The following is a 20510-nucleotide window of genomic DNA, read 5'->3' on the forward strand; positions in this document are numbered from 1 at the left end:
CCTATAAGCAAATATCAATTTTATCATACAACTTCTTTGTTACATGAATGTGACAGAAAAATATTTACAACATTTGAGGGTATAGTAAGTGTGAGGTGTTGTTTCATGTTCAAAAAAATAGGAGTCATTACTTTGCTTTTCTTTTTATTATCAACAAATGCGCTCGCAAATACAAATAAACAAATTGAAGTATTTGATTGCAAAAAAGAAATGGTAGTCCAAAAACAATCTTTAGATCGGGCCATTCAAAAAGAAGCAGTTCAATACGCAAAATCAATTACCGGTCCATTCAAAAACTTAAATGTGGTTCCGAAAGATGGACATATGATAAAAATCCCTTTATCTAAACCTGTTTCTATTACAAATCAATGGTTACATACAACAATTGATGAAGTACTCATCCTTCTTCCACTTAATGAAAAACCTTATATTATGCTTTACGACGATGAGAATAATCCGCATTTTTATTATGTAAAAGGTGATCCGAAAACTTTATTAAAAGAAATGAATGTTAGAACGTAATTACAGTAGAAAGGTTCCACACATATGTATGGAACCTTTCTATAACCTTATATAGTGACTAGAGCCTTTATAATCTTCACCTTTTTCAAATCCATTTGCACTATAAAACTTATCACCTTGCTTTGTATCTGTATGTAGAACGATAACATGAAAATACTTTTCCGCATGACTTAATAGTTGCTTTAATAACAACTTCCCTAATCCGATACGCCGATAATCCTTTGAAATATAAAACCTTCTTAATCGGCCAATCTTAATATCTTTCGTATTTGGATTATTTCTAGATAGCTTGTTAAATTTAATGGTCAAAATTTGTTTTTTTGACCGTTTTTTTCATACAATTTTACTACTTGTTATTAACAAGGATAGCGCCATATACTTGAATTACGATAAACTTAATGAAAAGGATTTAACTACATGTAAACAAACATTCTAAAATTAGATCGTATGGTTAATTACATTTACCTAGTACATGGAAGACATCTATTATAAATCAAAATAAATTAAATGAACTTAATAGATGAATTATTAATATCATATCCTAGAAATTAGTTTGTCGAATTATTTTTTTAACACGAAAGGATGATAAACATGATTGTAAGACTTAAAGATGAATCTGCACGGAAAATAGTAAGATATGTTGGAGGCGCTGCTTTACTTTTAATAATCGCTTCTTTCCTTTATCAGTGGAAAAATGACTTAGTAATTGATCATACTGAAAGAGTCAGCTTTGGACTAGTTCTCATCACTTTCATATCTACCTTCTTTCCTATAAAACAAAGCACTCATAAATAATAAATTCTATATTTTATTTAAAGAAAAAGGATTGATCAAAAGATCAATCCTTTACTCTACTTCATTTAAGAAAAATAATGTTATAACACCAGGTCCTGTATGTGCTCCGATTGCTGCTCCAATTGTATTTACGATAAATACTTCACAGCCAAATTTTTCAGTAATTAATGCTTTTAATGCTTCAGCTGTTTCTAAATCATCACCGTGTGTCATACCGATTGTTTGACCTTTAAGGTCTTTTCCGCGCTCTTCCATAATATCAACAATTCGGCTTAATACTTTCTTTTTTCCTCTTACCTTTTCAAGTGGTACAAGTTTTCCTTCTTCCACATTTAAAATTGGCTTAATGTTTAATAAACCACCGATAAAACCAGCTACTTTACTTAAGCGTCCACCTCTAACAAGGTACTGCAAATCAGCTACAGTGAAGATGTGCTCCATATGGTTCATTAGAAAAGCGACACGGTTTAAGATATCTTCTTTTGATGCGCCGTCTTTTGCCATTTTTGCAGCTTCTAATACGACAATACCTTGACCGAGGGAGGCACATTTTGTATCGATAATTTCTAAATCTAAATCAGTGTATGTTTCTTTCACTTCTTTTTTAATGAGAACTGACGATTGATATGTACCAGACAATTCAGATGAAAAGGCTAAATATATACAAGGGTTACCTTCTTTTGCATAGGAAACAAATTTTTCTTGGAATGTTTCAAGTGAAGGCAATGACGTTTTATAAACTGCGCCTTCTCTCATTTTTTGCAATAAAGTAACTGATTTTAATGTAACCCCATCTAAATACTCTGTTTCTGCTTCATCATATACACGGAGTGGAATTAAATCTATATCATATGCTTGCAGCAATTCTACCGGTAAATCCGCCGCACTATCCGTAATGATTTTAACACTCATTTTTAAACCTCTATTCTGTTATAAATATATAAAAAAATAAAATAAAAATATTACTTTTAAATTATATACGTAAAACAAGAATGAAGAAAGGGAAAGTACTTTATATTGTATGCACTCTTCCTCAAAACTTGAACTGTTAAGAAAAATGATTTTGATTTATCCTCTTTTCACTAGTTATTGAGCTATATATAATGAGAATATTAATACTTTTCCAAAGGGGGTTACTTATGAGTATACAACTAGCTACTTCTAAAGATTTAGAATGGATTAATAATCAATACGAATCAATAGGATTTGTACCAAGTGATTTAAAGCGGGATAAAGTTGCGATTATTACATACAACGGCGAGTATGCAGGTGTAGGTCGTTTAGTTCAAATTGATAAAGATACTATTGAAATGGGTGGTATTTTCATACTTCCTAAATTTAGAGGGTTACAATTAGCGGGAGAACTCGTTTTATTTTTAGTACAAACAGCGAAGGAATTACATATTCAAAATGTATTTTGTCTCCCTTTCGAGGAATTAAAAAACTTTTATAAAAAATACGGCTTTACTGAAGTCGATACTACGCAAGAAGTTGTCCATCCAATTATTCTAAAAAAATATAATTGGTGTTTAGAAACGTATGATAAACATGTGTTGCTGTTTAAGTTGTGAGTTTTCTAAAAGGGGAACGTATACAATTTGTATTACACCTCATATATTAATAAACATTTATCTTTGTTATCTATTTAATTGACTCTCTTATTTTAAGCGACCGATTAACAATCCAATAATTCGTTAAAATAGATATGTTTTTTATTTCTTCTACATTATATAGCTGTATTCATCATCTACCTACAATTTGATGAATTTTATGTAATTCGCACCTGTACTTCCTGTTCTTGTAATACTTGGACAGTTAATCCCAATACAATATTTTGCATTAACTGATACACATTATCATGAAATGTACTTTGCTCTATAATATATTCAATATATTGAAAGATATAGCCTTCTACAAGTAAGCTCCCTTTTTCAACTGTAAACGGATTCTGTCCTGTCTTTTTTATTTTTGGTAATAAAATTTCATTTTTTGTCAAAATAATCTCCTGTGACACCCCTTTTATTTCTATGACTTTTTCTTTAAATATCACCTTTTCTCGCAAACTAATTTCCCCTTCATACCTCCCAATTTCTATTGGTAATGTCGCTGTTATATAATCATTAAATTCACCTTCACTTCCCTTCTCTAATATCATACTATGGATAGGAATCCACGAAGAGGTCTCTATCCTATTCTCTTTAATATCATCTTTAACTTTTGGATTAGAAAATTCTAAAAGTACTCTCTTTTCATGAAGATTTGAAGAAACTAATTTACAATAAGCCTCTCCATGATAATGTTGCACTGTAGTTAATAGCTTTGCATCTAGTTCTCGATACCCCTCTTCTTTTTCATTTTGGAATACAAATGTTTCTTGTTTTTTTACATTTATATTAGGATAGTTTAAAAACCTAGACACTTCCGAAATAATAGAAAATGGGATTTTCACTACCATAAAACGTACTGAAGTATTTATTTCTGATTCAGTTTCTACATCTTCTTTCTCTAATCCAGATTCTTTATCTTCTTTCTCTGACCCTGCTTCTACATCTTCTTTTTCTGTTTCAGATTCTCTATCTTCCTTCTCTGATCCTGTTTCTACATCTTCTTTCTCTAATCCAAATTCTTTATCTCCTTCCTCTGATCCTGCTTCTACATCTTCTTTCTCTAATCCAGATTCTTTATCTCCTTCCTCTGATCCTGCTTCTACATCTTCTTTCTCTAATCCAGATTCTTTATCTTCTTTCTCTGATCCTGTTTCTACATCTTCTTTCTCTAATCCAGGTTCTTTATCTTCTTTCTCTGATCCTGTTTCTACATCTTCTTTCTCTAATCCAGATTCTTTATCTCCTTCCTCTGATCCTGCTTCTACATCTTCTTTCTCTAATCCAGATTCTTTATCTTCTTTCTCTGATCCTGTTTCTACACATTCTTTTTCTATTTCAGATCCTTTATCTTCTTTCTCTGATCCTGCTTCTACATCTTCTTTCTCTAATCCAGATTCTTTATCTTCTTTCTCTGATCCTGTTTCTACACATTCTTTTTCTTTTTCTATTTCAGATCCTTTATCTTCTTTCTCTGATTCAGTTTCTAAACTTCCCTTTTTTTTTCTTATTTCGTATGAATCATCTTGAATATTCAGTTTTTCTTCCTTATAAATTTTGTTCCATATTCCCTTACCAATCCATGGCTTATTCATCACCATCCCCCCATCTGATGAAATTCATAAAAATATGTTTTTGTACGCGACCATTTCATCATTATATATGTTTTATAATAATAAAAAAGACATTGTCTTTTTAGTTCTATACTCGTACTTGTTGTACTTGTAAAACTTTTAAAGTAAGATCTAGTACAATTTTTTCACGAAGAGTATCAAATGGCTCGTTTAATTCTGTTGGACAAGGGGAAAAGTCTAATTCGAAAAATTGAGCGCTGACTAATTCGCAATATGGTTGTTCGTTATAAAAAACCGTATTTTCGAAGAAGTATTTGTCTAAACGTGGTATATCACCATTTTTAGGATTAATAAAGTGAGAAGTAGTATCTGAGGAAGCAGCTACTATAGCTTGTGATAGAAAATCTGCAAAACCAGAAAATGGAACATTTGCAATACGGTCATATAGCACTCCATTACACTCATCATTTGCATATTCGATATTTTTACGAATATATCCTTGTACAAATAATTTTGCTCTTGTAACTCGGCGGTAATTTGTACCTTCTACTGGAGTGAATGCTACAGGAACTAACTTACATTGTGTTAAAAATGCATTTTTTAAAATACGTTTAATTTCAACTGCTGGAGGATCTAATGAAATATCAGATTCTACAACGATTTGAATTGTTCTTTCTGCTAATACAACTGGTATCTTTACAATCGGTGCTCCTGGAGTATGAATTGGTGTTGCAGCTGCATCACTTAATGGCGTTTGAGTTTGTCCATCTACCTGACATGGTACATTAATTGGGCATTGTTCGCTCATATTTTATAATCTCCTTTATACAATATTTTGGAGTTTTTTAACTCTCTATACTGTATATGTATCTATTCTATTAATGCGTGGGTTCCTATAATAGTTACTTTCATCATTTACAAAAAAATAGCAATTTTATTGTTAGTTAAGCACTCATAACTAAATATATTGAGCCTTTATATGTATCTACCTATATAAAAAGAGAATTTCTGAACCCTCATCGTGGAAGTAGGAACTGATGTGTTAATTATATTCAATAGTAAAATCAATATTGGTATCACTCTACTGTTGAAAAAATAAAAACCGACTAAAAAAATTCGGTTTTTATACCCAAATTTTTCACTAGAATTTATCAACTCTTCTTAGGAAACCAATCTTGTCGTCATTCTTTTCCCTTAATTTCATTTATTAACATCTCTTTTAATGCCTTTTTATCTTTGGATAGTTTAGTTTTTGTTTGCAATTATAAAAAATAAGACTACTAAACGTTAATTTACTAGTCTTATGACCTTTTACAATCCGTACACGCTCCCGTTCATTCACCTATTGTTTACAAAATAAGTATCATACGCTTTATCAAAAACATATCCTAACTTTTCAGCTAGTTTAGCAGAAGTGCTATTCGCTGCATCCCAGTTTGGATATTTCCCATTTTCTAAACAATCCAATATTAACGCTGCACTAACTACAGTTGCCAATCCCTTTTTTTTATGATTCGGGTCAGTAGCAACTTCAATTTCAATACCATCATCATAAATACTATATGATGATGCACCACATACAACTTCTCCATTATACAAAATACAATAACCTATACCTCGATTTACATAATCATCTATTGAACGGAATTGGCTTATAAAATCTTCAGAAACCTTGTGTAATGATGGGTTATTCGCGATATGCTCATCTATCTGTCTTAATTCATATCCTTTTGGAAGTGCCGATATAAAAGATTGTAATTTTGTATGATTAAACAATTCTGGATTCCGTTTGAATTTATACCGTAAAAACTTATCTATTTTTATTTCGTGGAATGTTTCTAAACGCTTTTTCCATTCATCACTATTTACGATTACCAAAATTCTTTCAGGGATGTTACGTAATAACTCTTCTGTCTCTTTCGCATTTGGATCCCCAGCGTAAAATGTGAAAATTCCTACCGTAATCTGTGCTACTGTCGGGTTTTCAAGATTGTTCACCCAAGCGATGCCCATATGTCCTTGTAAATAAGAAAGTAGAACAACATTATTAAAATCCTCGAACATAGAAATTAATTTTTTTCTTGTATGTATATTTGCTTCATATATCATTTACATTCCCGCTTTCTTTAAAATCAACTAGGCTCAACATTTTCATGAGTTAACTTTTATTAGTATTTTTATACACACTTATTTATTATCTAAGTAAATGTCTATGAAACTCAACCTTCAAATATCAAATAATTATAAATTATACGTAAATGCAAATTTATTATAACATCTAATTCTATTGAAATGATTTTCCTATAAAAAAATGCTACATACTTATCTACTCATTAATTTAGAATTAATATTCCTACTTTCTGCAAACTTTACTCAGTTTCAGTAAAAATTTAAAGAATTAGAGCGATGGGATCCAAGATACATTTAATCGATTAATATATTTTATGTAACAACTCTCATACATAGCATAGTATAGTGTATGAGAATTAATTGAAATAGATACGTTATACCTCCTTCTTAGAAGTATAAGATTCCGTCTCACCATTTATATATAGTTTAGTTAACTTAATAATTGAATTGTACATCATACTACTGTCGTTAATAATCTCTTTTTTCATCTCTTCTATTTCGACATTACCTGTTCCACTCTCTATTTTTAAACAGTTCGTTATATTGAGGTATCCCCTTGATGCGAAAAGAATGATAAACGTAATATCAGGGAAATTAATAAATAGTAATCCGAATTTCAAAGGATTCCCAGCTGTATCCGATAAGATTAATCGAAAATCTAACAGTTCAGGTACCGGAACGAAATCTTTAGAAACAATCGCTTCACCTACTATAGTAATTTGCTTTACTACATTCCCAAGCTCATCTACAAATTCAATACATCTAGGTGGATCAATCGTTGTTGTCTGTAAAGATAAACTTAATTCAGGATTATTAAAATCGAAGAATAGTGTACTTCCCTCAGTTAAACAATGTGGACAAACATTTCCAAGTAAACTGAATTCCTCTTCAATAAATTTAACTTTCGTTTTACAACTACAAACTTTCCCTATTCGAATCGCATCAATTCTTGAACAATCTACAAATATTACCTCGCTGTCTTCTTGTGCAAACGACACTATACCTTTTATCTCGTTAAATGAAATAAAATAGGATACAACTATTTCGTTTCCGTCTATTACGATACTCTCAACTCTAGAATAAGGATTTAAACTTTTCAAAAATTCACATATACTATTTTGACAACACCCACAATCACGTTTCGGCTCACAATCCACTGATTCTCCATTCCTTTCCTATATGTTTTACCTAATAAATATAATATGAAAGGTATGTAAGAAAAGCTTGGACAATATAACTCTAATATTAGTCTAGATAAGTATACAGACATATGCCTGTCAAATTAAGAAACTAATCGTTCCTCAAATAAGTAATAAAATATATTTTTCACTATAAATGCATATAACAATTTCATCTTTCAACAAAAAAGCGTTATAATAAAGTGAAACTTCTATTAGCGGGGAGCTTTATCTCCTACTAATGGTTAGCCCTCACCAATCGGGCTCTTACGGGCAGTTATCTCCTGCCGTCCTCATCATTTGCTTCTTCACCTTGAGGCGGGAGTCTACTGCTCGTTATTGCGGGATGAATTGCAGCCTCTAAGATTACGTTATAAAGGAGATTAAAACAATGACTAAAATTAAAGTATATCAAGTAAAAGAAGAAAATATGGAAGCAGTAAAAAACATTATTGATGTTGAGGAACAAAACCCAACTGCTGAGAACTTACAAAATCTATATACATGTGTATTAGATACTGAAGATATGGCATTACCTGAATCATACGTTGAAGAAGATATCTTAATTGATTCTATGGAAGTTATGGTTAACGCTTCTCAAAGCAAGCTAAGAGACTTAGGTACATATGATGTAATTGAAGTTCAAAACAAAGGTAAGAAAACACACATTTTATTATTAGCAGACGAAGAATACGAAATTATCGAAGGCTAATTCGACTCCGTACATAAGAAAAAGCTCCTTTCAAAATTGAAAGGAGCTTTTTCTTTACGCTTTTGATGTTTCACTTTTCACCTTGTTTTGTTCTTTCTTATATACCATGCGCTCATTTCCCATAAAGAAAATGAATACGAACGCTAAACTTGCTGGGACTAACGCCCACATAAATGTCTGAACGATTGAACTAGAAAGAGCTTCAATAATTTTATCTAATATTTGCGGCGGAATTTGAGATCTTGCCGATTCTGATAGAATAGCTCTTGAATCTCCTAAAGCGTTTGTATTCATTCCCCCGCTCATACCTTTAAACGCTTCTTCTAATTGATCCTGGAAACCAGTTCTTTGAATCATTCCGAAGATTGTAATACCAAGTGTCATACCTAATGAACGAATGAAGTTACTCGTTGAAGTCGCAGAACCGCGTTGCTCCATACCGAAGTTATGAATAGCAGCCATACTTAGTACAGAGAATGAGAAACCAACTCCAAAGCCGATAATAACCATATAAATTGTTAATAATATACGACTTGTTTCTGGCGTTAATGTACTTAATAAGAATAATCCGATTAGCATAATTACAGCAGAAATAATCATAATGTTTCGGTAGCTAAGTTTTGATGTTAAAAATCCACCTAACTGCGCTGTAACTACTGATCCTAACATCATTGGTAATAACAATAATCCTGAGTTTGTTGCAGTCCCGCCGTATACACCTTGAATAAATAACGGAATGTACACAGTTGCTGACATAAATGCCGCCCCGTAACATAAGGCAATAATTGTACTCATTCCGAATAGACGTTGTTTAAACATCTCAAATGAAATGATTGGTTCTTCTACTTTTCGTTCAATAACAATAAAAGCAATTACTAAAATAGCGAACCCAGCAAATAAACTTAAAATAAAGCTAGAATCCCAATCATACTTTTGTCCGCCTAATTCTAAGGCGAACATTAAACAAATTACTGCACCAACTAAAGTAATTGCGCCAAACCAATCAATCTTTTGTTCTCTATGAACTCGTGACTCTTTATAAAATAATGTAATAAAAATAAGTGCTAAAATTCCAAGTGGTAAGTTAATATAAAACACCCAGTGCCAGCTAATATAATCCGTAATATATGCGCCCAGTAGTGGCCCGAAAATACTTGATAAACCAAATACTGCTCCGAATAAACCACCCATTTTCCCGCGCTTTTCTGGAGGGAAAATATCAAACACGATAGTAAACGCGATCGGCACTAATGCCCCGCCGCCAATACCTTGAATGGCACGATAAATGCCTAACTGTGTAATATTTTCAGCAGTACCACAAAGTGCCGAACCAATCATAAAGACGATTAAACCGAAAATAAAGAATCTCTTTCTACCATACATATCTGATAGTTTACCGAAAATCGGCATACCTGCCATTTCTGCGACCATATAGGCAGAAACGACCCATACAAAGTTTTCAAGGCCTCCTAAGTCACCAACAATCGTTCCCATCGCTGTTACGACAATGGTATTATCCATTGATGCCATTAAGATACCTAGCAATAAACCGGCAACAACGAAGCCGAGTTTATTATTCTTCTCAACCATATTTCTTGCTCTCCCTCATACTACTTATATTTGTTTGTTTTCTTTTACGACTGAATTCCCTTTTTGGTTGAAACTAGTATGATATTCTACAACACTAATTTCACAGCCAGGGCCAATCATAACATGATTTCCTCTTACTACGTCTGCTATTGTATGTTCTAAATAAATATCATCCCCCTCAATAATTGATGTTTGAAGGCTTCCTGCATGACTTGTAAAAGGAATAAATCTCGCTTTTTTACGTACTGTAATCTTTTTCCCACCGATTTCTCTCACTTTACTTCCTTCATAACGAAGTGAGATTTCAATATTTTCAGCATTAAGCAAACCATCACTTTCAAGACCACCAGTTAGTAATAATTCCTCTATTTCTATATCTCCCTTCACATTTAAAGCGCCTTTCACATCTACGAAATCACCGGATAGCTTCCCTTTAAATTCTATCATACCTCTAACTTTTGTTTTATTAATTTGTCCGTCACCTTGTACTTGGGCATTGCCATATACTTTTACATATTCCGCCTCCATATTCCCCTGTACTTCACTATCTCCATACACGACATAATTTTTCGCTTTCATATTGCCACGTACTTCACTCGTACCATACGTTTTAAAATCATTACAACTCATATGATTAGAGATTGTTCCTTCGCCGCGAATCTTCACTTTATTATAATCTCCACCTGCCGAGCTACCTGATCCATTTACAGTAAGACTATGTTGATTTTCCATATCGATTGCTCCCTTCCTTTAAACCTGCTTAATTTCTTTCACACTTGCGTTTTTATCAACATTAAGTACACCTGTATATTCAATAAGATCAATCTCACAGTTCGGTCCTACTGTAACATTGTTTCCTCTTACCGTTTTAATGTGAGCATAATCAATATCGATATTGTCACCTTCTAACAATTCAGCCTCTAACTGCAGGCCAAATACTGTTTTAAAAAGTTTACTAAAAGTACTCAATCTATGTCTTACTTTAATTGTTTGACCGCCAATTTCTTTCGCTCTACATGTACCGTGAATATTAATATTAATTTCATCTGCGCTTAATAAACCACCTACCGTAAACTGTCCCTCTGAAGAAAAAACATCAACCTCGCAATTACCATCAATCGTCGCTTGGCCATTGATTTTAAATTCTTCACCGGTGACATTTCCACCTATCGTACCTTTTCCTGCAATTTTTAAACTGTTCGCCTTTACATCTTGTGTAATTGTCGCTTTCCCATCGATTCGCATCATTTCTGCGCTAACTGTACCATCAACTTTACCCGATCCGCTAATTCTTGCATTACTACTTTTCAAATCACCAGTAACTGCACCGTAACCATTACATTCAAATTGCTCACATTCAACGTTTCCATTAACAGTTCCTTTTCCGTTTAGCTGTACTTTGTGAAACTCACCGCCATTCGATGTACCGTAACCGTTTATAATTAAATTTTCTGTACGCATGATTTCTCCTCCACTACAACAGTTTAGTTTTTAATGCTTCGGTATATTTCGTAATCGCTTCACGTAAAATAATTTTTGTTCCCTTTTCAAAAATTAAATCATCCACATTTGAAACTAAGAAACATGTAGAAATCCCTAACTTTCGAACGATAATTACGTCACAATTTTTATGCTTAATCGCTTCGTAATTTTCACTTAATACTTGTAAGACCATTTTCCCCTCTTCTAAACTAACGTCTCCTGATTGAAGAAGTTCTTCTAACATATACACGTAAAGAATATCTGCAAATTGAAACTCTGCCGTTTTATTCGTTTGTTCTATAAAAAATTGTAAGACTGGTTCTGATGCAATACCCTTACGTAACAAATCATCCTTTGTTAAAAGAATTTCTGTCACGCTCGGTGAAAACATATTTGCTAATTCATCAAGTGATAAATCCTCTTTCATCGTTTGGATTTTATCAATACGTTCTAATATCTTTTCTTTCGGAAAAAATGTTTCCTGGCCTGTGAACGTTGACTTCCGTACAAACCAATCTTCCGGTATTAAATTTTTTCTCTTCCACCTATATAACTGTCCGTATGAAATACCAGTTAGTTCTAATAAATCTTTTTTTGAAATTAAATCTGTACTCAACTGTATAACACTCCTTCCTGATAACAATGTAACATAACACTGTTACGCTGTAAACGGACTTTTATAATAAGTAGCGTAACAATGTGTAAAACAAACCTCCTTTTTATATAAAAAAAGGTTCTTACGCATTTCATCAAAATGCATAAGAACCTTTATATATCAAGCTTTAAACCATATATCGTAATAATCAATCCAGCCTTGTGAATTAATCATTACATTTTGTATTTTTTCGTGTGAACTTACTCGCTGTTTATTACGATATAAAGGAATGATATGTATTTCACGTAACAGTGTGCCCTCAATATCGCGTAACAGTGTCACCCGTTTCTCTAATTGATTTTCTGTAAAATAAGGCTGCAATACTTCGTTAAAGTTTATATCGCTATGCTGATGAATAAAGCTGTTTTTTGTAAGAAACATATATAGTAAACTATCTTCTATCCGTTCGCTAATTGTCGCACTATCGTGCATTATATCAGCCTTTTGTATCGTACTCATTTGCAATAACTCTTCTTGTTCAAGAAACTCAATATCAATTTTAATTCCGTATTTTGCACATTCTTTTTGTATCCAATGCGCATCTTCAACGTGATCTTGCCCTGTAAATGTATATAATCGCAGTGTTTCATTACGGTAAGAGCTGCATTTAATAAGTGTATGTATATCCCTGTTAATTTGAATTGTACCGTTCTTTGTGAGTACTAATTCATCCGCTACTTCTCCGCGCTCTCCCTGTAATTCTTCAACAATTTTATTACCATGAATAATTGTATATAAAGCTCTACGAAACATCACATTTTGCATAGGTCCTTCTTTTGCAGTATTTAACGTAATGTAAGTTACATTCGACTCAAGTCTAGATACTTCTTTATGATGGTTTTCTATATTTTTATAACGTGCTTTCGCTAATATATCGCACGTATTAACTCTGTGCTCTACATTCCATAATTCAATTCGGTCGAGAAAAGGTCGCTCGCGAAAATATAAATCATTTGCCTCTAATACGAATACATCCTCATTCTTTTCACATAACCGAAACGGTCCAGTACCGATTAACTTCCCGTCTTCATCTTCATTTACAATCGAACACTGTTCTGTACTTAAAGCATGTAAAAACAACTTATTATCTGTAGATAAACGAATCTGCACAATATAGTCATCAAGAATATGTAAACTTTCAACGTGCTGTAACATCCAAGCATGTGGATTATTTTTCGCTTTCAAGAATCGTTTAAATGTCTGTTCAACATCATAAGCGGTTAGTTCTTTTTTATTATGAAATTGAACACCTTTTCGTAAGTAGAAGGTCCATATATATTTCTGGTCATCATATTCCCAATAAAACGCAAGTCTTGGCTCTACACTATTTGTATTTCCGTCTACATACACTAATGTGTCGTATATATGTTTTACCATATGACATTCCGAACGCATCGTAGCGTATACAGGGTCTAATGCAATATCTAGATTCATTTGCACTTGCAAACGTAGCACATCTTTTCTTCCTTGAGACGTCCTTTCGACTTGATAACCGAATATCGAATCTATCCAAGTTTGAAATTGAGTTTGAAGTGATGGAAAATATGAGCTATACCTTTCAATAAATGCACTCCCGCTTTTTACATCCCCTTGTTTCGTTATTTCTTTTCCTCTTTCTAAAATTAAAGAAAGTGGATGTTTTTGAAATAACAACTTTGAACGATTCCCTCTCCCTCGGCCTGGAAACCACATAATCCAATTTAATTCTTCTAATTTTTTTATGATCAATTTACTATTTCGCTCTGTACAAAATAAAGTTTCAGATATATTTTGTATTGTTATTTCTAATCTTTCGTCCTCTGCTCTCCCTTTTCCATACTGGAGCCAAAGGTGCATATATTGCTCCAAAATAGTCATAAAACGCCCTCTAAAAGATGAAAAATCTTCCTCTTTCATTCTACCCTTTTTCATTTCTAGCTTCCATCTTATCATTTCAATATAGGGAGGAGGAATTAAAAATGAATCACCTTTTAAAACGTTATAATAAGCCCATCCTCATTCGGTTGTTCGGTGAATTGTTAGTCCGAACGACTGAAGCGATGTTAGCTATCATTTTTATTGTTCACGTTAATAAAGCTTTAAATGGTAATGTCATAGTTACAATGCTTCTTTTCGGATTACAGCCACTCGCTGATATTGTATTTACATTAATCGCTGGAGGTGTAACAGATAAATACGGCCGAAAGAAAATAATGTTACTCGGATTACTCTTACAAGCTTTTGCCGTAAGCGGATTCGTTTTTGCTGAATCGGTCGCCTTTTTCGCCTTATTGTATGTAGTAAATGGTATTGGCCGCTCTTTATATATTCCGGCACAGCGCGCTCAAATCGCTGACTTAACGAAGGAAGAACAACAGGCAGAAATATTTGCTGTTCTGCATACTACTGGAGCGATTGGCTCTGTAATCGGCCCATTAATCGGCGCCTTTTTCTATAATAGTCATCCTGAATATTTATTTATTTTACAAGGTGTAGCCCTTACGCTATATGCCATTCTCGTTTGGACGCAGCTTCCTGAAACTGCCCCACTTTTAAGCGACAATGAAAAAATGAAAGAAGTATATTCGCCAAAACAATTTATTTCGAAACATTATGCTGTGTTTGGGCTAATGGTTTCTACGCTACCGATTAGTTTTTTCTACGCTCAAACCGAATCCAATTATCGTATATTCGCCGAAAGTGTATTTCCAAATTTTTTATTCATACTCGTGTTTATCTCAACTTGTAAAGCAGTCATGGAAGTGCTTCTTCAAATTTTCCTTGTGAAATGGTCAGAACGATTTTCTATGCCTAAAATCATTGTTATCTCCTATACTTGCTATACGTTAGCTGCGATTGGCTACGGCTATTCCACAACAATATGGTCATTATTCTTCACATTACTCTTTTTAGTAATTGGGCAAAGTATCGCTTTGAATCACTTACTACGATTCGTTTCACAAATAGCTCCAAGTCATAGACGCGGATTATATTTTTCTATATACGGTATACATTGGGATATTTCAAGAACTTGCGGGCCTTTTGTAGGAGCATTGTTATTAAGTAAATTAAGCGGTAGTACTCTATTTTATATTTGTGCATTCTTATTAATAATTGGCGGTATCATTCAATCTGTTTTTGTTCAATCGTTAGAAAGAAACAAAGCAAAAGAGCTGTCCCTATAGGAGCAGCTCTTTCATTTAACCCGCCATTTTATTAATACTATCCTCCGGTGAAAACACAGAAATATGATGTACTTTACCAGTTGAATTTGGAATAACGAATTTCAATTCAAACTGGTTATTTACTTTATAAACGTAGATTTTGTCATTACCATTTACTTTAATCGACGTCGGTTTTCCTAAAGCCTTTTCTATTTCTTGTAACGTAATCACCTTAAGTTCTGAATGGTAAGATCGCACGTCAAAAACTTGTGATCCTTTATTAAAGCCAAATGCAACATTTTTACTTGTAAAAGTCGCATACGTCCCGTTCCCTGCTTGATCAGTTTTATCTGCTTTTCCCCACGCTTTTTCTATTTCCTCGATATCACCTGTATGTGCTGCATATGGTACATTAGGTACTTTACCTTCTTTCGCTTGCTCAAATAAATCTTTTACATGGTTAATTGATTTTTGATTAAGCACTGTATTTTTCGAATTAGACTCCGTTGAAGGTTTTACCGAATCTTGACCTTTTGGTGTTTCCACAGACTCTTTCTCTTTTTTCGAAGCGGTGTCCTCATTCTTTTTACCCGCTTCTGACGTATCGCTCTTTTTTTCCGTACTATTTTCTGATGTTGAATTCGTTTGTTTCTTTTCCTCAGCGTTATTACACGCGGTTAAAACAGCTACACACGTTAAAGTTAGGAATAATATAAGCACTTTCATATATACTTTCATCATTTTCAGCCTCCCTCTTCAACATATTCACTTTTGCAACCATTCCATAACACTGTCCCTTAAATTATTTTTGGTCCATAAAGGAAGTACTTCGGTTTACGAAAGTTTTAAAAAGCTTGGAATTGTATTATTAATCCTCTTATTGATCTCCTTGTATACACTTTCTCACCTTAATTGTTATATCCTTCTTTTATTAATTGACATGCGCTGTCACAAAAGCTCATGTCAATTAATAAAACGACAGTTAGTGGTGTTGCAACTGAAACATAGCAGGAATAAACAGCCCCCGTAACGATTGAATTTCCACTCTCAACTTGTTTAACCTATAAGGCTTGAGGGAATGGCACTTGAAATAATATCTTAATAAAATTAAAAAAGCTGTCCTATTTAAGAACAGCTTCAAATATGTATTTTTACACTTCGATTGATTTACCATCTTCAACGATATGGTAAAGTAAATGTGCTAAATGATGAATTGGACCATTTTCTTCCTCTTCTTCATTTGTCTCGCCTTGGAATTCAAGATCATTTAAGTATAGTGCTAAAAATTGATAGAATAATTTCAAATCAAATCCGTAGCAAGCACTTGGTTCTTCATGATCTCCTTCATATTGTAACATTAAGTATTGCTCGTTTCCTTCTTCATCTTCAGCATCAAAGAATACGAAGAAACCAACGTTTGTATCTAAATCAAATAGATGACGAGTACCTTTTTCTGTTGCTTTATCGAAGTCCTCTTCACTTAATTTATGTACTGTTGTTGCCTTTGCATTATCCTCTTGATGAAAATTTACTGTAAATGATTTCAATGCTGACACCTCCTGATTGTATAAAAGTAGCATAACAGATTAAACAACATAATACAAAGGGACTGCTCACAAATGTAAACAGTCCCTTTGTATTCATTTCCGCATTGCACGGAATATAAAGCTTACGATGAAAATCAAAACAATCGCGCCTATTAAAGCCGGAACAATCGCATATCCGCCTATAACAGGTCCAAATTTACCAAGTAATGCTGTACCAAGCCAAGAACCGACAATACCCGCAATAATATTACCAATTACACCGCCTGGTACATCTTTTCCAGTAATTAAACTTGCAAACCAACCTAATATACCACCGACTATTAAAGACCAAATCATATCATTTCCTCCTTTATAATTGACCAATAAAAATTATAATTAGAAACAATTGCTTACCATTAGTTATGTTTCATTTTTCGTAAGTTATTCGTCTTATGAAAATCATTCAAATCTACTCAACCTTTTAAGGACAATCTGGCTTCAATATTGTTCTCATAAATTCGTCTTTAAACGCTTGATAATTAAATTCAACGGCAATCCTTTGTATAGGACGATTATCAAACGTCGTTGGCTCAGCTATTTTTCTAAAATCCGCAACACTTTGACCTCTCGTTACATCATTTGTCGTACTAATCCAAACTGCTGATTTTTTATATTCAAAAATATCATCATTTATAAATGAAATGAACGGAAGTAAATCGTGAATCGGACTCCCAGCAATACCTGGATATTCTTTTTTGTAAAAGTTCTCGTAATAAAAATCAATCATTGGTTTAATAAGTTTTGCCTGCCCTGCTCCTTCTTTATCAATAATATCGACCATTTCAGGAGTAATAAGTGCTTCTTGCGTTACATTTAACGGATATATAGTAGCGTTCTTCGCATATCTCATTACAATATTTGCCGCAATTGGATCGCCGTAAAAATTGGCTTCAGATACCGGTGTAACATTACCTGGAAATAGAAAAGCACCGCCCATTATATAATAAGAACATACTCGATTCATTAAATTGGGGTACAATAAAAATAATGTTGCAAGTGTCGTTAATCGTCCCGTCGCCACAATAATAATATTTTCAGGACAAGGCTCAATTAATTTAATCAATTCGCAAAAATTTTCGCTGTCACAAAATCTCATTTTCGGTGGAATGATTGGACCTAAACCGTGATCCCCATGAATTTCAGGAAAAAACAAAGGATCTTCAGCTGTCATTGGTCTACTGGCACCTTTAATGATTTTCACTTTTGTAGCATAGTATCTTTCTAAAAAATAAACATTTTCCGTTACAATTTCTCTTGATACATTTCCATACTCTGCAACGATACCTATAATATCTAATTTGCATGTTTTATTCGCATAAATTAACGTTACTGCATCATCAATACCAAAATCTCCGAAAAAGATTATTTTTTTATTAACTTTTCTCACCCCTCTCCAGCATAATCTACTATCATTATTATGCAAAAAAGACAAGGCGGTGAAACGGAGATAATTAAAAAAGCCGCCTATTTATTGGCGACTTCAATCTTCTTATACGATAAATATGCTAGTACATTTTTGCTTGAATCATATTTCGGATTATTCCCTTTTCTCGGTTCTCTCATATGTGTTTTTTCAAACCCAGGAATGTCAGGCATTTTCTCTAAAAATTCAAGCATCTCTTCCTCAGTTCCCTCAATACGTACACGAATCATTATTGCTATTCCTCAATTCTCATTTTATCTGTACTAAGTATATCGTACATCAGAAAGACTGCAAGAAATTTATCTTTTTAATGTTGAACTTTTTTTACATACGAACAGTGCCATTTCAGTATAGAACGATTCTATTTTATTGTTTTCAAATTGAATTTTGAAAAATCCCTGCATTTCATTTGATGTTTTCATCATACACTCTGTTAACTTTACACGTTTTTGCATAGGTACATCCATCATATCGCACCACCAATCAAAATCGAACTTCTTGTCAAAAGTATGACATGACTGCATTTGCAAACCTTGTTTTTCTAATAAAGTAATCCATTCTGTTTTTTTCAAAGCTCGTTCATGGCTCGGATCTCTCTTCTTTTCGATAAAGTTATAAAATGTATCAAATTCATTATTTTCTGGTGAAACATTATCAATTAATATAAATAATCCATTATTTTCTAACGTTCGATGTACTTCAAAAATAAATTGCAAAGGATCAACAAAGTGATGTGCGGCAATTCGGCATGTAATTGTATCAAAGGCTTCATCAGCAAATGGTAAATTTTCTGCATTTCCTGCTACAAATGATACATTTTCATGTCCGTTCCCTTCTATAAAACCTTTTGCTTTTTCTAACATTTTTTCTGTTAAATCAAGAGCGACTACCTCTTTAAACATTGGGGCTAACAAATTTGCAACATGTCCACCACCAGTAGCAATATCAAGAAGACGAGTATTATGACGAGTTTCAACTTGCTGAACTACATATTGTAAATCCGGTCCATTTGCATGAATTTTACTTTTCACATACTTCTCTGCATTACTACCAAATTGTTGTTTCACAAGTTCTTCTTTACTCATTTTTATCATCTTCTTTCTATAAAGTATTATATTTAATTTATAAGTTCTCTCTATATAATTTCAAATCCTCTTTTAGTCTCGTCTCTTCTATTAGAGACCTTCTATCAAAAAAATTTAACTCTTTTATTTTTAAGTACAAAACAAAAAAGGTTATGGGAACTTATCCCACAACCCCACAAAGTATCTCTTATATTTGAGGATCTTCTTACACGTCTAAATAGCTTAATCCCCCTGTAACTTCACAAGAACTTCTACTTCGCTATTAGTAGCCTCTCTTGCATGAAATCCATATTGATCCATGCCAATCCATATCCACCCAGGACTATCATAAAGAATATCTATGTTGAAATGCTCCAACTTAGTAAGTTCTGACCTAATAAATTTATTCCTACTAGCGATTTGCTTATCAAGCAAACCATATTCTTTCCCATTTTCAAATAGCGCTATAATCTTTCCTGCAAGTGGATGTATACGAACAATAAAGTGATATTCCTTTTCATTTATATTCGCCACAATCTTACTAGAATCAGGTACATCCCATCTAGAATTAGGCATATTCATATCAATCAGCTCCTTTATTGGTTTCACTAACATCATAACAGATGAATATTTAAATATTATTAATATAATGTAAAAAATATAAAAGCTGACTTCCCTTTAGAAATCAGCTTTTACACATTGTTTATCTTTAAACTTTCTACAAATTTTATAATGTTTCTTTCTCTTCATCATTTCCGGAAACTAAATCTCCTAAAACATCCACCGTAACTTCAACTACAAATTCACAAATCCCTGCTACAACTTCTCCAATTACTTCCTCCATCTTTCTACCTCCTTGTTTTATGTAACTTATTTGTAGTATAGGAGATATTGGTTAATTTTAACTATCGTTAAAGGTGACAAAAACATTACAGATTTGTAAGCTGTTTCAATGTTTTTTTGAATTTATACTTCTTCCCTTTGAAACTTTAAGTATTATTAACAACCAGATAGGTCATCATAATAGAAAGTATTTAAGAATCCTAATTTAA

22 protein-coding genes and 1 pseudogene are annotated in these 20510 nt (G+C 33.0%); 5 read left to right on the forward strand and 18 right to left on the reverse strand.

Features of this window, described 5'->3' with window-relative positions; translation table 11 throughout:
- The first annotated feature begins 105 nt into the window (after positions 1-105).
- Entirely contained in the window at positions 106-522 is a 417-nt protein-coding gene (locus NSQ47_RS08490) for a hypothetical protein (protein ID WP_341036628.1), read from the forward strand.
- A 39-nt stretch (positions 523-561) separates the two neighbouring features.
- On the opposite strand, the pseudogene NSQ47_RS08495 reads toward NSQ47_RS08490, so the two are convergent.
- Positions 562-798 (reverse strand): annotated as a pseudogene (locus tag NSQ47_RS08495) (GNAT family N-acetyltransferase); the annotation flags it as partial.
- Between the two features lie 315 nt (positions 799-1113).
- Between NSQ47_RS08495 and NSQ47_RS08500 the strand changes: the two are divergent.
- Positions 1114-1317, forward strand: a complete 204-nt coding sequence (locus NSQ47_RS08500) for a hypothetical protein (RefSeq protein ID WP_002120078.1) — start codon at positions 1114-1116, stop codon at positions 1315-1317.
- Between the two features lie 51 nt (positions 1318-1368).
- Here NSQ47_RS08500 and NSQ47_RS08505 read toward each other — a convergent pair whose 3' ends face one another.
- A complete protein-coding gene (locus tag NSQ47_RS08505) occupies positions 1369-2229 on the reverse strand; it encodes a DegV family protein (protein WP_341036629.1) in 861 nt (286 codons plus the stop codon).
- Positions 2230-2456: 227 nt separating this feature from the next.
- On the opposite strand from NSQ47_RS08505, the gene NSQ47_RS08510 reads away from it, so the two are divergent.
- Positions 2457-2888: a GNAT family N-acetyltransferase gene (locus NSQ47_RS08510; protein WP_341036630.1), complete on the forward strand. Its 432-nt coding sequence runs from the start codon at positions 2457-2459 to the stop codon at positions 2886-2888.
- A gap of 197 nt (positions 2889-3085) precedes the next feature.
- Here NSQ47_RS08510 and NSQ47_RS08515 read toward each other — a convergent pair whose 3' ends face one another.
- The 4 genes from NSQ47_RS08515 to NSQ47_RS08530 form a co-directional block, all read right to left on the reverse strand.
- Entirely contained in the window at positions 3086-4516 is a 1431-nt protein-coding gene (locus tag NSQ47_RS08515) for a BC_2427 family protein (protein ID WP_341036632.1), read from the reverse strand.
- Between the two features lie 106 nt (positions 4517-4622).
- Positions 4623-5303 carry a CsxC family protein gene (locus NSQ47_RS08520; protein ID WP_341036633.1) on the reverse strand — a complete coding sequence of 227 codons (681 nt, stop codon included), beginning with the start codon at positions 5301-5303 and terminating at the stop codon, positions 4623-4625.
- Between the two features lie 530 nt (positions 5304-5833).
- Positions 5834-6604: a GNAT family N-acetyltransferase gene (locus NSQ47_RS08525; RefSeq protein ID WP_341036634.1), complete on the reverse strand. Its 771-nt coding sequence runs from the start codon at positions 6602-6604 to the stop codon at positions 5834-5836.
- A gap of 395 nt (positions 6605-6999) precedes the next feature.
- A complete protein-coding gene (locus NSQ47_RS08530) occupies positions 7000-7782 on the reverse strand; it encodes a BC_2878 family exosporium-associated protein (protein ID WP_002161453.1) in 783 nt (260 codons plus the stop codon).
- Positions 7783-8194: 412 nt separating this feature from the next.
- On the opposite strand from NSQ47_RS08530, the gene NSQ47_RS08535 reads away from it, so the two are divergent.
- Positions 8195-8515: a hypothetical protein gene (locus tag NSQ47_RS08535; RefSeq protein ID WP_002110396.1), complete on the forward strand. Its 321-nt coding sequence runs from the start codon at positions 8195-8197 to the stop codon at positions 8513-8515.
- 54 nt (positions 8516-8569) lie between these two features.
- Here NSQ47_RS08535 and NSQ47_RS08540 read toward each other — a convergent pair whose 3' ends face one another.
- The 5 genes from NSQ47_RS08540 to NSQ47_RS08560 all read right to left on the reverse strand — a co-directional run bounded on the left by NSQ47_RS08540 (position 8570) and on the right by NSQ47_RS08560 (position 14138).
- Positions 8570-10105 (reverse strand): MDR family MFS transporter, encoded by a 1536-nt coding sequence (locus NSQ47_RS08540; RefSeq protein ID WP_002110397.1) that lies wholly within the window; start codon positions 10103-10105, stop codon positions 8570-8572.
- 24 nt (positions 10106-10129) lie between these two features.
- A complete protein-coding gene (locus NSQ47_RS08545; RefSeq protein ID WP_341036635.1) occupies positions 10130-10837 on the reverse strand; it encodes a polymer-forming cytoskeletal protein in 708 nt (235 codons plus the stop codon).
- 18 nt (positions 10838-10855) lie between these two features.
- Positions 10856-11566, reverse strand: coding sequence for a polymer-forming cytoskeletal protein (locus tag NSQ47_RS08550; RefSeq protein WP_002110399.1), 711 nt, complete (start codon positions 11564-11566; stop codon positions 10856-10858).
- A 13-nt stretch (positions 11567-11579) separates the two neighbouring features.
- The gene (locus tag NSQ47_RS08555) at positions 11580-12203 is read right to left on the reverse strand and encodes a YhbD family protein (protein WP_341036637.1); all 624 of its coding nucleotides are present in this window, start codon (positions 12201-12203) and stop codon (positions 11580-11582) included.
- A 159-nt stretch (positions 12204-12362) separates the two neighbouring features.
- On the reverse strand, positions 12363-14138 hold the full coding sequence (locus NSQ47_RS08560; RefSeq protein ID WP_341038224.1) for an SgrR family transcriptional regulator: 1776 nt from the start codon (positions 14136-14138) through the stop codon (positions 12363-12365).
- Between the two features lie 62 nt (positions 14139-14200).
- Between NSQ47_RS08560 and NSQ47_RS08565 the strand changes: the two genes are divergently transcribed.
- A complete protein-coding gene (locus NSQ47_RS08565; protein ID WP_341036640.1) occupies positions 14201-15406 on the forward strand; it encodes an MDR family MFS transporter in 1206 nt (401 codons plus the stop codon).
- Between the two features lie 15 nt (positions 15407-15421).
- Here the strand turns inward: NSQ47_RS08565 and NSQ47_RS08570 are convergent, their stop codons facing one another.
- The 7 genes from NSQ47_RS08570 to NSQ47_RS08600 form a co-directional block, all read right to left on the reverse strand.
- Positions 15422-16126, reverse strand: coding sequence for a YjgB family protein (locus NSQ47_RS08570; protein ID WP_341036642.1), 705 nt, complete (start codon positions 16124-16126; stop codon positions 15422-15424).
- A 410-nt stretch (positions 16127-16536) separates the two neighbouring features.
- On the reverse strand, positions 16537-16932 hold the full coding sequence (locus NSQ47_RS08575) for a hypothetical protein (protein ID WP_002161447.1): 396 nt from the start codon (positions 16930-16932) through the stop codon (positions 16537-16539).
- A 93-nt stretch (positions 16933-17025) separates the two neighbouring features.
- Entirely contained in the window at positions 17026-17268 is a 243-nt protein-coding gene (locus NSQ47_RS08580) for a GlsB/YeaQ/YmgE family stress response membrane protein (protein ID WP_002013368.1), read from the reverse strand.
- 124 nt (positions 17269-17392) lie between these two features.
- A complete protein-coding gene (locus NSQ47_RS08585) occupies positions 17393-18358 on the reverse strand; it encodes a nucleoside hydrolase (protein WP_002161446.1) in 966 nt (321 codons plus the stop codon).
- Between the two features lie 77 nt (positions 18359-18435).
- Positions 18436-18624, reverse strand: a complete 189-nt coding sequence (locus tag NSQ47_RS08590; protein ID WP_002110407.1) for a DUF3970 family protein — start codon at positions 18622-18624, stop codon at positions 18436-18438.
- A gap of 69 nt (positions 18625-18693) precedes the next feature.
- Positions 18694-19479: a class I SAM-dependent methyltransferase gene (locus NSQ47_RS08595; RefSeq protein WP_002161445.1), complete on the reverse strand. Its 786-nt coding sequence runs from the start codon at positions 19477-19479 to the stop codon at positions 18694-18696.
- Between the two features lie 222 nt (positions 19480-19701).
- Complete coding sequence (locus tag NSQ47_RS08600; RefSeq protein ID WP_204210073.1) at positions 19702-20040, reverse strand: hypothetical protein; 339 nt, start codon at positions 20038-20040, stop codon at positions 19702-19704.
- Positions 20041-20510: the final 470 nt, after the last annotated feature.

It is taken from the genome of Bacillus sp. FSL R10-2780, from assembly GCF_038006125.1.
Taxonomy (GTDB): Bacteria; Bacillota; Bacilli; order Bacillales; family Bacillaceae_G; genus Bacillus_A; species Bacillus_A cereus_U.